This is a genomic window from Paraburkholderia jirisanensis (genome assembly GCF_054782355.1).
Genome location: NZ_BAAGSQ010000032.1, coordinates 26,467 through 40,117, shown reverse-complemented (window position 1 = coordinate 40,117; position 13,651 = coordinate 26,467). Strand labels below are relative to the sequence as shown.

Annotated in this window: 14 protein-coding genes; 7 read left to right on the top strand and 7 right to left on the bottom strand. The window is 62.5% G+C overall.

The window, feature by feature from the left end:
- Positions 1 to 4 precede the first annotated feature (4 nt).
- The 4 genes from ACYVNQ_RS31955 (at position 5) to ACYVNQ_RS31940 (ending at position 4,318) form a co-directional block, all read left to right on the top strand.
- Positions 5 to 1,021: an ABC transporter permease gene (locus tag ACYVNQ_RS31955; RefSeq protein WP_460908600.1), complete on the top strand. Its 1,017-nt coding sequence runs from the start codon at positions 5 to 7 to the stop codon at positions 1,019 to 1,021.
- On the top strand, positions 1,018 to 2,061 hold the full coding sequence (locus tag ACYVNQ_RS31950) for an ABC transporter permease (protein ID WP_460908598.1): 1,044 nt from the start codon (positions 1,018 to 1,020) through the stop codon (positions 2,059 to 2,061). Before ACYVNQ_RS31955 ends, ACYVNQ_RS31950 begins: the two co-directional genes overlap by 4 nt.
- Positions 2,062 to 2,094: 33 nt before the next feature.
- Positions 2,095 to 3,318, top strand: coding sequence for a sugar ABC transporter substrate-binding protein (locus tag ACYVNQ_RS31945; RefSeq protein WP_460908596.1), 1,224 nt, complete (start codon positions 2,095 to 2,097; stop codon positions 3,316 to 3,318).
- A gap of 115 nt (positions 3,319 to 3,433) precedes the next feature.
- Positions 3,434 to 4,318 (top strand): amidohydrolase family protein, encoded by an 885-nt coding sequence (locus ACYVNQ_RS31940; RefSeq protein ID WP_460908594.1) that lies wholly within the window; start codon positions 3,434 to 3,436, stop codon positions 4,316 to 4,318.
- Between the two features lie 95 nt (positions 4,319 to 4,413).
- On the opposite strand, the gene gltA is transcribed toward ACYVNQ_RS31940, so the two are convergent.
- The 7 genes from gltA to ACYVNQ_RS31905 all read right to left on the bottom strand — a co-directional run bounded on the left by gltA (position 4,414) and on the right by ACYVNQ_RS31905 (position 10,316).
- The gene (gene gltA / locus ACYVNQ_RS31935; RefSeq protein ID WP_460908592.1) at positions 4,414 to 5,715 is read right to left on the bottom strand and encodes a citrate synthase; all 1,302 of its coding nucleotides are present in this window, start codon (positions 5,713 to 5,715) and stop codon (positions 4,414 to 4,416) included.
- A gap of 72 nt (positions 5,716 to 5,787) precedes the next feature.
- Positions 5,788 to 6,060, bottom strand: a complete 273-nt coding sequence (locus tag ACYVNQ_RS31930) for an FAD assembly factor SdhE (protein WP_460908590.1) — start codon at positions 6,058 to 6,060, stop codon at positions 5,788 to 5,790.
- A gap of 1 nt (position 6,061) precedes the next feature.
- Positions 6,062 to 6,763 (bottom strand): succinate dehydrogenase iron-sulfur subunit, encoded by a 702-nt coding sequence (locus tag ACYVNQ_RS31925; RefSeq protein WP_460908588.1) that lies wholly within the window; start codon positions 6,761 to 6,763, stop codon positions 6,062 to 6,064.
- A gap of 30 nt (positions 6,764 to 6,793) precedes the next feature.
- The gene (sdhA, locus tag ACYVNQ_RS31920; protein WP_460908586.1) at positions 6,794 to 8,569 is read right to left on the bottom strand and encodes a succinate dehydrogenase flavoprotein subunit; all 1,776 of its coding nucleotides are present in this window, start codon (positions 8,567 to 8,569) and stop codon (positions 6,794 to 6,796) included.
- 4 nt (positions 8,570 to 8,573) lie between these two features.
- Complete coding sequence (gene sdhD / locus ACYVNQ_RS31915) at positions 8,574 to 8,942, bottom strand: succinate dehydrogenase, hydrophobic membrane anchor protein (protein ID WP_460908584.1); 369 nt, start codon at positions 8,940 to 8,942, stop codon at positions 8,574 to 8,576.
- A 4-nt stretch (positions 8,943 to 8,946) separates the two neighbouring features.
- Complete coding sequence (sdhC, locus tag ACYVNQ_RS31910; RefSeq protein ID WP_460908582.1) at positions 8,947 to 9,363, bottom strand: succinate dehydrogenase, cytochrome b556 subunit; 417 nt, start codon at positions 9,361 to 9,363, stop codon at positions 8,947 to 8,949.
- Between the two features lie 152 nt (positions 9,364 to 9,515).
- Positions 9,516 to 10,316: a GntR family transcriptional regulator gene (locus ACYVNQ_RS31905; protein ID WP_460908581.1), complete on the bottom strand. Its 801-nt coding sequence runs from the start codon at positions 10,314 to 10,316 to the stop codon at positions 9,516 to 9,518.
- Between the two features lie 540 nt (positions 10,317 to 10,856).
- Between ACYVNQ_RS31905 and ACYVNQ_RS31900 the strand changes: the two genes are divergently transcribed.
- From ACYVNQ_RS31900 to prpB, 3 genes are all read left to right on the top strand, one after another.
- Entirely contained in the window at positions 10,857 to 11,837 is a 981-nt protein-coding gene (locus tag ACYVNQ_RS31900; RefSeq protein ID WP_460908579.1) for a malate dehydrogenase, read from the top strand.
- Positions 11,838 to 12,050: 213 nt separating this feature from the next.
- Positions 12,051 to 13,070: an HpcH/HpaI aldolase/citrate lyase family protein gene (locus tag ACYVNQ_RS31895; protein WP_460908578.1), complete on the top strand. Its 1,020-nt coding sequence runs from the start codon at positions 12,051 to 12,053 to the stop codon at positions 13,068 to 13,070.
- Positions 13,067 to 13,651, top strand: a 585-nt coding sequence (gene prpB, locus ACYVNQ_RS31890) for a methylisocitrate lyase (protein WP_460908576.1), incomplete at its 3' end; no start/stop codon positions are given. The genes ACYVNQ_RS31895 and prpB, both read left to right, overlap by 4 nt.

Genomic DNA, 13,651 nt, shown 5'->3' with positions numbered 1-13,651 from the left:
CCTGATGAACCACCCTGCTTCCACTTCGATGTCAACTTCCTCCGCGCAGTTGCGGCCGCAGCCGTGGTACCGGCGCATGCTCAGCGACGGCACCACCATCATCGTTGCGATTCTCGTGGTGCTGACCGTGATCTTCGCGGCGACGCAAGCCGATGCGCTGTCGGGCTCGGTGCTCAACGATATCCTGAACAACAGCCTGCCGCTCGCGCTCGCGGCGGCGGGCGGCACGCTGGTGGTGTTGACGCGCGGCTTCGACCTGTCGGTGGCGGGCGTCGTATCGCTGACCAACGTGCTGGTCGCCGTGTACGGCGGCGACGGCCCGTGGGGCGCGCTGCAAGGCGCGGCCATCGCGATTGCGGCGGGCGCCGCGGTCGGCGCGATCAACGGCTATCTGGTGGCGTACTGGAACCTGCAGTCGATCGCGCTGACGCTCGCGTCGATGATCGTCTGCTCGGGCGTCACGCTGCTGATTCTCGACGCGCCGGGCGGCAACGTGTCCGACTTCATGACCTACACGCTGACCGACCGCATCGGCGGCGTCCTGCCGGCGGCGCTGGTGATCGCCGTGATCGCCTATGCGCTGTGGCGCGTGCTGCGTCGCACCGACTGGGGCGTGGGCCTCTACGCCACCGGCGCCGACGAAGCGGCCGCGACGCTGGCCGGCGTCCCGGTCAAGCGCGTAAAGCTGATCGCCTACGTGCTCGCCGGCGTCTGCTACGGCCTCGCCGGCTTCATGCTGACCGCGCAGACGTCGACCGGCACGCCGAACGCCGGCGACCCGTTCCTGCTGCTGGTGTTCGCGGCGATCGCGCTCGGCGGCACGTCGTTCGCAGGTGGCCGCGGCGGCGTAGCCGGCTCGATGCTCGGCGCGCTGACGCTGACACTGCTGCAAAAGGTGCTGTTCTCGACCGGCGTGTCGTCGTTCTACACCGGCATTTTCCAGGGCGTGGTGATGATCGCGGCGGTGGTGGTCGCGGTGGTCTTCGCGCGCATCGGTTCGCGCGGGGAGGCGCTCGCATGACCCAGACTCCAATGACCGGCGGCCGCCCCGCCGACACCCGCGACAACGCCGGCGCAGGCGGCCTGTTGTCGCGCATGGACCGCGACGTGCGCACCGCGATCGCGCTGTTCGTGATCTCGTTCGTGCTGATTGCCGCGTCGCGCCTGCTCGGCCCGAACTTCGGCAGCCTCGCGCAGATGAAAGCGATCCTCGTGATCTCGAGCTTTCTGATGGTGGTCGCATTCGGGCAGCAGATGGTGATTCTGCTCGGGGGTCTCGACCTGAGCGTCGCATCGATGATGACGCTCGGCGGTGTGCTCGCGTTCAAGTGGGTCGGCGGCTCGGACGTGGCTGTCGTATGGGGCGTGCCGGCGATTCTGCTGGTCACCGCTGCGCTCGGCGCAGTGAGCGGCATCGGCGTGAGCATCGTGAAGATTCCGCCGTTCATCATGACGCTCGCGATGGGCGTGATCCTGTATGGCGTCACGCTAGGCTTTACGCAAGGCACGCCGACCGGCCAGCCGTCGGCGGCCTTGTCCACGCTGTTCGCCAATACGCCGTTCGGCGTGCCGATCCTGTACCTGATGGCGGCCGGCACCGCAGCCTGCTGCTTCCTGCAGATGCGCACCGGCTTCGGCCGCAAGATCTACGCGCTCGGCACCAACCCGACTGCTGCATACGTCGCCGCGCTGCCGGTGCACCGGTTGACGATCGCTGCGTATGCGATCAGCGGCGCAAGCGCCGGCCTCGCCGGCATCCTGATGCTCGGCTACGTGCGCGGCGTCACGCTGACGCTCGGCCAGAGCTATCTGCTGCCTTCGGTAGCGGCGGTGGTGATCGGCGGCACGTCGATCGTCGGTGGCCGCGGCATCTATCTCGGCGCAGCGGCCGGCGCTGTCCTGCTCACCACGCTGTCGACCATCGTCGCTTCGCTCGGCATTGCGCAGGGCTGGCGCACGATCGTCTATGGCGCCGTGATCTTCGTCGCTCTCGTGTTGCTGCGCGACGACCTCGCAACGCTTCTGAAGCGCGGCGGATCCAGCCGCAAAAAACAACCCTAAAAACCGGCTCGGCCGGCACCATTCGGAGGAAACATGAAGTTCCGCTCTATCCTGACGCACGGCGCAATCGCGCTGGCCGCGTGCGCGACGCTGGCCGGTTCGGTCGCGCATGCGCAAACGCCGCCGAAGAAGTTCAAGGTGTATCTGAGCATGAGCTACAGCGGCAACGGCTATCAGACCGAGACGTCGAACCTGATCAAGGCGCTCGCCGCGACGCCTCCGTACGACAAGATGGTCGAACTGAAGACTGTCATCTCGGGCACCGACGTGCAGGCACAAGCCGCTGCATATCAGAGCATGGTGTCGGCCGGCGCCGACGCGATCATCACGTTCCCGATCTCGTCGACGGGTTTGAATCGCGCGATTCACGAAGCCTGCGAAAAGCACGTGCTGGTGTACACGTATAGCGCGACGGTGACCGAGCCGTGCGCGCGCACGGTCAGCTACATCACCGCCGGCTTCGCGCAAAACACCGCGCAATGGCTCGTCAACAAGCTGAACGGCAAGGGCAATGTGTTCATTGACCGCGGCGTGGCCGGCAATTCGGTCGACAAGATGAACTACGACGGCGCGATGAGCGTGTTCAAGAAGTACCCGAACATCAAGGTAGTGGCCGAGTACTACGGCATGTGGAACAGCCAGACCACGCAGCAGGAAACCGCGAAGGCGCTCGCCGCGCATCCGGACGTCGATGCGATCTTCGGCGAGAACGGCGAAGACGGCATCGTCGCAGCGATGCTGGCAAACGGTATGAAGAAGCTCGTGCCGGTGACGGGCGAGAACACCAACGGCTTCCGGCTTGCGCTTGCGAATCCGGACCTGAAGCAGCGTGGGCTGGACGGCATTTCGTCGGGCGACCCGATCAACGTGTCGGGCTACGCATTCAAGCTGATGATGGAAGAGCTGACGGGCAAGCGTAAGGTGGCTGTGCACAACATCGAATACCCGCTGCCGTGGGTGCCGGCCGACAAGGTCAAGGTGTGTACGGGCGACACCTTCGTGAACGGCTGCAACGCGTTCCCGTCGACCAAGGTGCCCGACTCGTTCAATACCGAAGTGTTCGACCCGGTGCTGACGCCTGAGCTGTCGCTGAACTCCGCGCTGCATGGCACCGCTACGCCGGGCGCGACGATCCAGCCGTTGCCAGCAAATGTGGTCAAGCAGGCTCCGGATGTGCCGGGCGTGAACTGCCAGCATTGCACGGCGCCGGCGGACCTGTTCAAGTTGACCAAGGTGTCGGCGACCGTGCAACCTTAAGCGCGCTTTGATGTCCTTTCGTGTGATCTGATTTGATCTGCGTTGCTGTGGCTGCCGCTTTCATCGGGCAGCCACAGTCGTATTCGATAACGCCTGCCTTATGGAGAGTTCTACCGTGACCATCCCCGTCTGCGCGCCGGCCCTTCCGCTCACGCGCGCACCGAAGCGGACGCTGCCGCCCGGCGCCGTCGATTGCCATTTCCATGTGTTCGGGCCCGAGCATGCGTGGCCGTATGCGCCGGGCCGCAGCTATACGCCGCCCGATGCGTCGCTGGCCGAATACGAAGCACTGGCGCAAAGCTTCGGTATCGCGCGTTCGGTGATCATCCAGCCGAGCCCGTATGGGATGGATAACCGGCGCAGCCTGGAAGCGGTCGCGCAAAGCCGCTTGCCGATGCGCGCGGTGCTGGTGGTCGAGCCTGATGTCAGCGATCGTGAGCTGGCTGAGTTTCATCGGTTAGGCGCGCGTGGTGTGCGGTTGAATCTGCTGTTTGGTGCGGGGCTTGCGCTCGATAGCGCGCATACGCTCGCGCAGCGCATTCGCGAGTTGGGCTGGCATCTGCAGTTTCTTGCCGATGTCTCTGCGATCGATGATTTGCCCGGCTTTGTCGAGCGGCTGCGCGTGCCGGCGGTATTCGATCATCTGGGGCATGTGCCCACTCAAAAGGGTGTCGGCAACGCGGGCTTTCAGAATCTGCTGGCGTTGGTGCGCGAAGGTCTGGCGTGGGTCAAGCTGTCCGGCACGTATCGCGGCACCGCGCTGGCGGCGACACCGCATGTCGATACGCGGCCGTTTATCGATGCGCTGATCGAAGCGAATCCTCGTCAGCTGGTGTGGGGTACGGACTGGCCGCATCCGTCGATTGCGGTGCCGATGCCGGACGATACCGATCTGATGGATCAATTCAATGATTGGGTCGACGACGCGGCGCTGCGGCAGGCGATTTTTGTCGAGAATCCGGAGCGGTTGTACGGGTTCGAGCCGTTTGTAGCTGGGTAGAACGGATCGCCCTGGAAATGCAAAACGCCCCAACGGTTGACCCGTTGGGGCGTTTCTCTTTGCAACCTAAACCGGCCGCTTAACCTGCCTGCCGCTTAGCGCTGATCAATCGCCTTCGCTTCACGCGGCGTATCGCCAACGAACAGCTGACGCGGACGGCCGATCTTCTGTTCCGGATCCGCAATCATCTCGTTCCACTGCGCAATCCAGCCCACCGTACGTGCCATCGCGAAGATACACGTGAACATCGAGGTCGGGATGCCCAGCGCGCGCTGCACGATACCCGAGTAGAAGTCGACGTTCGGGTACAGCTTGCGCGACACGAAGTATTCGTCTTCGAGCGCGATCTTTTCCAGCGCCATGGCGAGCTTGAACAGCGGGTCGTCGTGCAGGCCCAGTTCTTCGAGCACTTCGTGGCAGGTTTCGCGCATCAGCTTCGCGCGCGGATCGTAGTTCTTGTACACGCGGTGACCGAAGCCCATCAGCTTCACGCCCGAATTCTTGTCCTTCACCTGCTTGATGAATTCCGGGATATTGTCGACCGAGCCGATTTCTTCCAGCATGTTCAGCGCCGCTTCGTTCGCGCCGCCGTGTGCCGGGCCCCACAGGCAGGCGATACCGGCTGCGATACACGCAAACGGGTTCGCGCCCGACGAACCGGCCAGACGCACGGTCGACGTCGACGCGTTCTGCTCGTGGTCCGCGTGCAGGATCAGGATACGGTCGAGCGCGCGCACCAGCACGTCGTTGACCTTGTATTCTTCGCACGGGTTCGAGAACATCATGCGCATGAAATTCGCGCTATACGACAGATTGTTCTGCGGATAAACGAACGGCTGGCCGATGCTGTACTTGTACGCCATCGCCACCAGCGTCGGCAGCTTCGCGATCATGCGGATCGCCGACACTTCACGGTGACGCGGGTTATTGATGTCGAGCGAGTCGTGATAGAACGCCGACAGCGCGCCAACGGCCGCCACCAGAATCGCCATCGGATGCGCGTCGCGGCGGAAGCCGCGGAAGAAGAACTGCATCTGCTCATGAACCATCGTATGGTTCGTGACGGTCTTGACGAACTCGTCCTTTTCTTTTGCGTTCGGCAGTTCACCCTTCAGCAGCAGAAAGCAGGTTTCGAGGAAGTCTGCGTTCTGCGCGAGGTTGTCGATCGGGAAGCCGCGGTACAGCAGCTCGCCCTTGTCCCCATCGATGTACGTAATTGCCGAATTGCACGCAGCCGTCGACATGAAGCCCGGGTCGTACGTGAACTTGCCGGTCTGGCCGTACAGCTTACGGATGTCGATCACGTCCGGGCCCATGGTGCCCTTGTAAATCGGCATTTCAACGCTCGGCGAATTGTCGCTGAACGATAGCGTGGCTTTAACATCTGACGGGGTCATAGCACATCCTCAATCGAAGTATGGAAACAGGGTTTCGATAATTGCACGCCTTCTTCGGCACGCGCGCCGCAACTACGCGTTGCGCAGCATGTCGAGGACCCGTCTGACGTCCGGGTCATCCAGGTCGCCTTCCGGTTCCTTGCTGGTCAGCAACAAGTCCATCAGGTCGTTATCGCTCAGCTCTAGCAGGCGCGTCAGCGCGCCCACGTCCGCATCACTGAGGTCATGCTCATATCGGCTGAAAAAACGCTCGAAGATCAGATCGTTTTCCAGCAGGCCGCGTCGCGCGCGCCAGCGTAGGCGCGCGCGACGAAGAGGGTCGGACTGATGCGATGATCCGTCCATCTCAGACCGTACGACGCACCATCAATTCCTTGATCTTGCCAATCGCCTTGGTCGGGTTGAGGCCCTTCGGGCACACATCGACGCAATTCATGATCGTATGGCAACGGAACAGACGGTACGGGTCTTCCAGGTTGTCGAGGCGCTCGCCGGTCGCTTCGTCGCGGCTATCCGCGATGAAACGATAGGCTTGCAACAGGCCCGCCGGGCCGACGAACTTGTCCGGATTCCACCAGAAACTCGGGCACGACGTCGAGCAGCTCGCGCACAGAATGCACTCGTACAGGCCGTCGAGCTCGTCGCGCTCTTCCGGCGACTGCAGGCGCTCTTTCTCGGGCGGCGGCGTGTCGTTGATCAGGTACGGCTTGATCGAATGATACTGGTTGAAGAACTGCGTCATGTCGACGATCAGGTCGCGGATCACCGGCAGGCCCGGCAGCGGGCGCAGCACGATGGTTTGCGGCAGGTCGTTCAGATTCGTCAGGCAAGCAAGGCCGTTCTTGCCGTTGATGTTCATCGCGTCCGAGCCGCATACGCCTTCGCGGCACGAACGGCGGAACGACAGCGTTTCGTCCAGTGCCTTCAGCTTGACGAGCGCGTCGAGCAGCATGCGCTCGTGCTCGAGTTCGAGCTCATAACGCTGCATGCGCGGCGCTGCGTCCGTATCCGGATCGTAGCGGTAGATTTCGAAAGTACGCTTGGCCATATTGTGGGTCCTTGAACTTGTGGCTGTACCTTAGAAGGTCCGTGCCTTCGGCGGCACCGATTCGACTGTCAGCGGCTTCATGTGAACCGGCTTGTAGTCGAGGCGATCGCCTTCGCTGAACCACAGCGTATGGCGCAGCCAGTTTTCGTCGTCGCGGTGTTCGAAGTCGCTTTGCGCGTGCGCGCCGCGGCTTTCCTTGCGGGCTTCGGCCGACACCATCGTGGCGCGTGCCGTTTCGATCAGGTTCGCCAGCTCGAGCGCTTCGACGCGCGCGGTGTTGAACACCTTCGACTTGTCCTTCATGTGCACGTGGGCGACGCGCTCTTTCAGCTCGTTGATCTTGTCGACGCCTTCGGCGAGCAGCTTCGACGTGCGGAACACGCCGGCATGCGCCTGCATCGACGCGCGGATATCGTTGGCGATATCTTGCGTGTATTCGCCCGACGACGAAGCTTCCAGCTTCGCGAGGCGCTCGAGCGCGCGGTCGGCCGCATCGGCCGGCAGCGGCTTGTGTTCCTTCATGTCCATCGCGTGCTTGATGATGTGGTTGCCGGCCGCACGGCCGAACACCACGAGGTCGAGCAGCGAGTTCGTGCCCAGACGGTTCGCGCCGTGCACCGATACGCACGAGCATTCGCCAACCGCGTAGAAGCCGTTGACCGGCTCTTCGTGATTGCGCGACGTGCCGACCACCTGGCCATGCATGTTGGTCGGGATACCGCCCATCTGATAGTGGATGGTCGGCACAACCGGGATCGGTTCCTTGATGCAATCGACGTTCGCAAATTTCAACGCGATTTCGCGGATCGACGGCAGACGCTTAAGGATCGTCTCGGCGCCGATGTGCGACAGGTCGAGCAGCACGTGGTCTTTGTTCGGACCTACGCCGCGGCCTTCCTTGATTTCCTGGTCCATCGAGCGCGATACGAAGTCGCGCGGCGCCAGGTCTTTCAGCGTCGGCGCATAGCGCTCCATGAAGCGCTCGCCGTCGGCGTTACGCAGAATGCCGCCTTCGCCGCGTACGCCTTCGGTAATCAGCACGCCCGCGCCGGCCACGCCGGTCGGGTGGAACTGCCAGAACTCCATGTCCTGCAGCGCGATGCCCGAGCGCGCAGCCATGCCGAGGCCGTCGCCGGTGTTGATGAACGCGTTGGTCGATGCGGCGAAAATACGGCCCGCACCGCCGGTAGCGAACAGCGTGGTCTTGCCTTCGAGAATGTAGACCTCGCCCGTTTCCATTTCGAGTGCGGTGACGCCGAGCACGTCGCCGTCCGCATCGCGAATCAGGTCGAGCGCCATCCATTCGACGAAGAACTGCGTCTTCGCTTCGACGTTCTGTTGATACAGCGTGTGCAGCAATGCGTGGCCGGTACGGTCGGCTGCCGCGCAGGCGCGCTGCACCGGCTTTTCGCCGTAGTTCGCGGTGTGTCCGCCGAACGGGCGCTGATAGATCGTGCCATCCGCGTTACGGTCGAACGGCATGCCCATGTGTTCGAGTTCGTACACGGCATGCGGCGCTTCGCGGCACATGAACTCGATCGCGTCCTGGTCGCCGAGCCAGTCGGAGCCCTTGATCGTGTCGTAGAAGTGATAGTGCCAGTTGTCTTCGCTCATGTTGCCGAGCGACGCACCGATACCGCCTTGCGCGGCGACCGTATGCGAACGGGTCGGAAACACCTTCGACAACACGCACACCGACAGGCCGGCACGCGCCAGTTGCAGCGACGCGCGCATCCCCGAGCCGCCCGCGCCGACGATCACCACGTCGAAGCGGCGACGCGGCAGAGAATTTTTGATTGCAGCCATTCTTTTACACTCTCCAGAGAATCTGCGCGGCGTAGCCGGCGCACGCGAGCAGCCATACGATCGTCAGTGCCTGCAGCACCAGACGCAGACCCACGGGCTTGATGTAGTCCATCCAGATGTCGCGGATGCCGACCCATGCGTGATAGAACAATGACAGCAGCGTGACGAAGGTCGCCAGCTTCATCCATTGGGTAGCGAAAATCGAGGCCCAGCCGTCGTACGAGAACGCTTGTGCAGCGAAGAACCAGGCAAGCAGGATGACCGTGTACACCGCCATGATCGCGGCGGTAATGCGCTGCGCGAGCCAGTCGCGCAGACCGTAGTGCGCGCCGACGACGAGGCGCTTCGAACCGATCCGGTTATTGGAGGACATTTTTTTAGAAGGCTCCGAACAGTTTGAGCGCGAAGGCGATGGTCAGGATCGACGATACGACCAGCACGACCACCGACGTCGTCTTGCCGCTTTCCTTCGACACCTTGTTATGGTTGGTATCCATCACGAGGTGACGGATGCCGGCACAGAAGTGGAACAGGAAAGCCCACGCGAGAACCAGCGTGATCAGTTTGACGATGATATTGCCGAGAAACGCCTTGAAGATATCGAAGCTGATCTCTGAAGTGAGACTCTGATCGAAGAGGTACAGCAGGAACGGAAGGAAGATGAAGAGCAGACCACCGCTTAGGCGGTGCAAAATCGATACGCGCCCCGCTAGCGGGAGACGGTACGACGTCAGAATCTGCCCGATACCGATATTCCGGAATTCCGGCCTCGGTTTTTTTACGGCTTCAGCCATGCTAGACCCCTACTTTGTAGTCACACTAATCCGCGATTTTAGCGCCTTTTCATACCGCGCTGCAGCGAACATCTTTCAAGACTGCTTTATATCCGCGGCAATAAAGACGCCGTTCCCAACTCACGCACGCTACGCTCTTTTGGTTGCGTGCATCAGCTGAGGTCGTTCTGATAGTAATAGCCGGTTGTGACATACCATCCACGTCGCACTTCGACAGGACGGTCGCCATACGTGTACGACACACGTTCAACCGACAACAATGGGAACCCTGCGGGCACATGCAGCAGGTCGGCGACCGCCGGGTCTGCCGCCACTGCGCGAATCTTCTCCGACGCGCGGATCATGCGCGTGCCGAACTCGGTTTCGAACATCGCATAGAGCGGCCCCTTGTAATCCGACAGGCGCTCGAGCGTGAGCCCGCGAAACACATTGCCGGGCAGCCAGATTTCGTCGAGCACGGTGGCTTCGCCATCGAATTGCAACAAACGCTTGATCAACACCACCGGCTCGGCCGGTTTCAGGTCGAGCTGCCGCGCGATCTCCGCGCTGGCACGCATGCGCCGGCATTCAAGTAGCTTGCTGATGTGGGGATGCTCGACGGCGTCATCGGCCAGTAACCTGAGAAAGCGAAACTGAGCACGGTCTTCGTTGTGCGTCGCAACAAAGGTGCCTTTACCCTGCCGGCGTACCAGCAGGTTGTCGGCGGCGAGTTCGTCGATCGCCTTGCGCACGGTGCCTTGGCTCACCTTGTAGCGCGCGGCCAGTTCGACTTCGCTGGGGATGATCTCGCCGGGCTTCCATTCGCCGGATTCCAGGCTCTGGGTGATGAGACCTTTGATCTGTTGGTACAGCGGGCTGAACGTAGGCGACGAAGACGATGCGGGGCTGGGCAGGCCTTCGCCTGCGCCCGCCGGGCCGATCGGGTTCGAGGAGTTCGCCTGGTTCGAATTCATGCCGCGCATTTCAACATAAGTGGTTATGCGGAGTCCAGCAGTTTCGCCTCGATACTTATGTCTTATATAAGACATAAGATAGTGTTGACTTTGCATCGTGCCGCTCCTACACTCCTTGGCGAGCAAGGGTTTGCGGGTTTTGCAGCGCGCCGGAAACTGCGCCGCGCACGGTACGCCGAGTGGCCGAGCAGTGCAGCGAGCGGTACACCGATGGTACTCAGAACGCCGCCTTGCGCATGCTGCACCCCTTCAGTCCAGCTTTCGATTCGCCTGTTCATGTCCCACAGACGCTTGCCGAAACGTGCTGTTGCAGGTTGCAGCCGCGCACACGCATAGCGTACTGCCCGCCTCCCGCGCTTGCAGCGACGTTGCGCCCAACGGCTTCGACGCAGGCCGCCATGCCTCCCGTCACGGCTTTCATCACGTATGCCGCATGCCGCTGCGCAATGAGTTCATCGTGTTTTCCCACGTTTCGAGGAACGCGCATATAAAATGTCGTTTTCTTCATAGCGTCTAACGCACTGTCCTGGAGATTTCTCAATGGCTAAGCCCGCAAAGCGCGTTGCCGTCACCGGCGCCGCAGGTCAAATCGGTTACTCCCTGCTATTTCGCATCGCGAATGGCGACCTGCTCGGCAAGGACCAGCCGGTAATCCTCCAGTTGCTTGACCTGCCGCAAGCGCAAGGCGCCGTCAAAGGCGTCGTGATGGAGCTCGAAGACTGCGCGTTCCCGCTGCTGTCGGGTGTCGTGGTCACCGACGACCCGAAGGTCGCTTTCAAAGATGCCGACGTCGCGCTGCTGGTCGGTGCACGTCCGCGTTCGAAGGGCATGGAGCGTAAAGACCTGCTGTCGGCCAACGCCGAAATCTTCACGGTGCAGGGCCGCGCGCTGAACGAAGTGGCAAGCCGCGACATCAAGGTGCTGGTGGTCGGCAACCCGGCCAACACGAACGCGTACATCGCGATGAAGTCGGCGCCGGATCTGCCGAAAAAGAACTTCACGGCCATGCTGCGTCTGGACCACAACCGCGCGCTGTCGCAACTGGCCGCCAAGTCGGGCAAGCCGGTCGCTGCAATCGAAAAGCTCGCGGTGTGGGGCAATCACTCGCCGACCATGTACCCGGATTTCCGCTTCGCAACCGTCGAAGGCCAATCGCTGAAGCAACTGATCAACGATCAGGAATGGAACGCCAACACGTTCATCCCGACGGTCGGCAAGCGCGGCGCGGCGATCATCGAAGCGCGCGGCCTGTCGTCGGCGGCTTCGGCAGCCAACGCGGCAATCGATCACGTGCGTGACTGGGTGCTCGGCACGAACGGCAAGTGGGTGACGATGGGCATCCCGTCGGACGGCTCGTACGGCATTCCGGAAGACATCATTTACGGTGTTCCGGTTACCTGCGAAAACGGCGAATACAAGCGTGTCGAAGGCCTCGAAATCGACGCGTTCTCGCGCGAGAAGATGGACGGTACGCTGAACGAGCTGCTCGAAGAGCGCGACGGCGTGAAGCACCTGCTGTAAGCATCGAATGCAGAACGACCGGGACTTCGTTGCAACGCGGCGGGTTCCGGTTTTTTACGTGCGAGTTTGTGTGCACGTCGATGTGCGAAGGCGAGCTTCCGCTTAGCTTTCGCATCCGATCCGAACGCGTTTTGCCGTGCAGCGGTTTCGCTCGCAGCAGAACGCGCCCGAATCGGATTTCACCCAACTAGAACCTACGCTTTGACGCCGAGAATGCGCGCCCTCACACCCGCCGAAGTGCTGTTTGACGGCGAAGCGCCGCCCGCCATCCTGCCTGCCTGCGATCACTACGCCGGCAGCGAGAAGCTGATGTTGAAATCGCTCGCGCTGCAGCAGCAGCTCGGGCCGGTGTTCGACGTGACGCTCGATTGCGAGGATGGCGCGCAGGTCGGCCATGAGGCCGAGCATGCGGAGCTGGTGGCATCGCTGCTGGGCAGCGAGCATGACCGCTTCGGGCGCGTTGGCGTGCGGATTCACGATTTCGCCGATCCGCATTGGCGCGACGACGTGCGCATCATTCTGCGTGCGGCAAAGCGCGCGCCGGCTTATGTGACGCTGCCGAAAATCCGCAGCGTGCCCGATGCGGCCGAAATGTGCGCGTTCATCGAAGCGACGCGTCGCGAACTGGGTATCGCGCATGCAGTGCCGGTGCAACTGCTGGTCGAAACGCACGGCGCACTGGCGCGCGCGTTCGATCTCGCCGCCCTGCCCGGCGTCGAGGCACTGAGCTTCGGCCTGATGGACTTCGTTTCCGCGCACGATGGCGCGATTCCCGATACCGCAATGCGTTCGCCCGGCCAGTTCGATCATCCGCTGGTGCGGCGCGCGAAGCTCGAGATCGCTGCCGCGTGTCACGCGCACGGCAAGGTGCCGTCGCACAACGTGACCACCGAAGTGCGCGACATGAGCGTGGTGGCTGGCGATGCGCAGCGCGCCCGCAACGAATTCGGCTACACGCGGATGTGGAGCATCCATCCGGCACAGATTCCGGCCATCGTGTCCGCGTTCGCACCGCGCGATGAAGAAATTGTGACAGCGGCCGAGATTCTGCTCGGCGCGCAAAGCGCACAATGGGGCCCCACCCGCCATCGCGACACGCTGCACGACCGTGCGAGTTACCGCTACTACTGGTCGGTCTTGAGACGCGCGAAGGCAACCGGCAGTACGATGCCTGCCGAGACAGCTTCGCTGTTCGGCGACGCATCCGCGCATACGGAGGAATCCGCATCATGAGCAACGCTGCAAACAGGTCTGCAGGCGCGGCCTTTCGTGCCGCTGTCGCCGCGGAGAAACCGCTGCAGGTGATCGGCGCGATCAATGCGAACCATGCGCTGCTCGCGCAGCGGGCGGGGTTCAAGGCGATTTATCTGTCCGGTGGCGGCGTCGCGGCCGGCTCGCTCGGTTTGCCCGATCTCGGCATCTCGACGCTCGACGACGTGCTGATCGACGTGCGCCGCATTACCGATGTGTGCGACGTGCCGCTGCTGGTCGACGTCGATACGGGTTTTGGGCCTTCGGCGTTCAACATTGCGCGCACCGTGAAAGCACTGACCAAGGCCGGAGCCGGCGCGATGCATATCGAAGACCAGGTGGGCGCCAAGCGCTGCGGCCACCGGCCCGGCAAGGCGATCGTGTCGCAGGACGAGATGGTCGACCGCATCAAGGCAGCCGTGGACGCGCGCATCGATGCCGACTTCGTGATCATGGCCCGCACCGACGCCCTCGCGGTCGACGGCTTGCAGGCCGCGATCGATCGCGCCGCAGCCTGCGTCGAAGCCGGTGCCGACATGATCTTCCCCGAAGCGATGACCGAG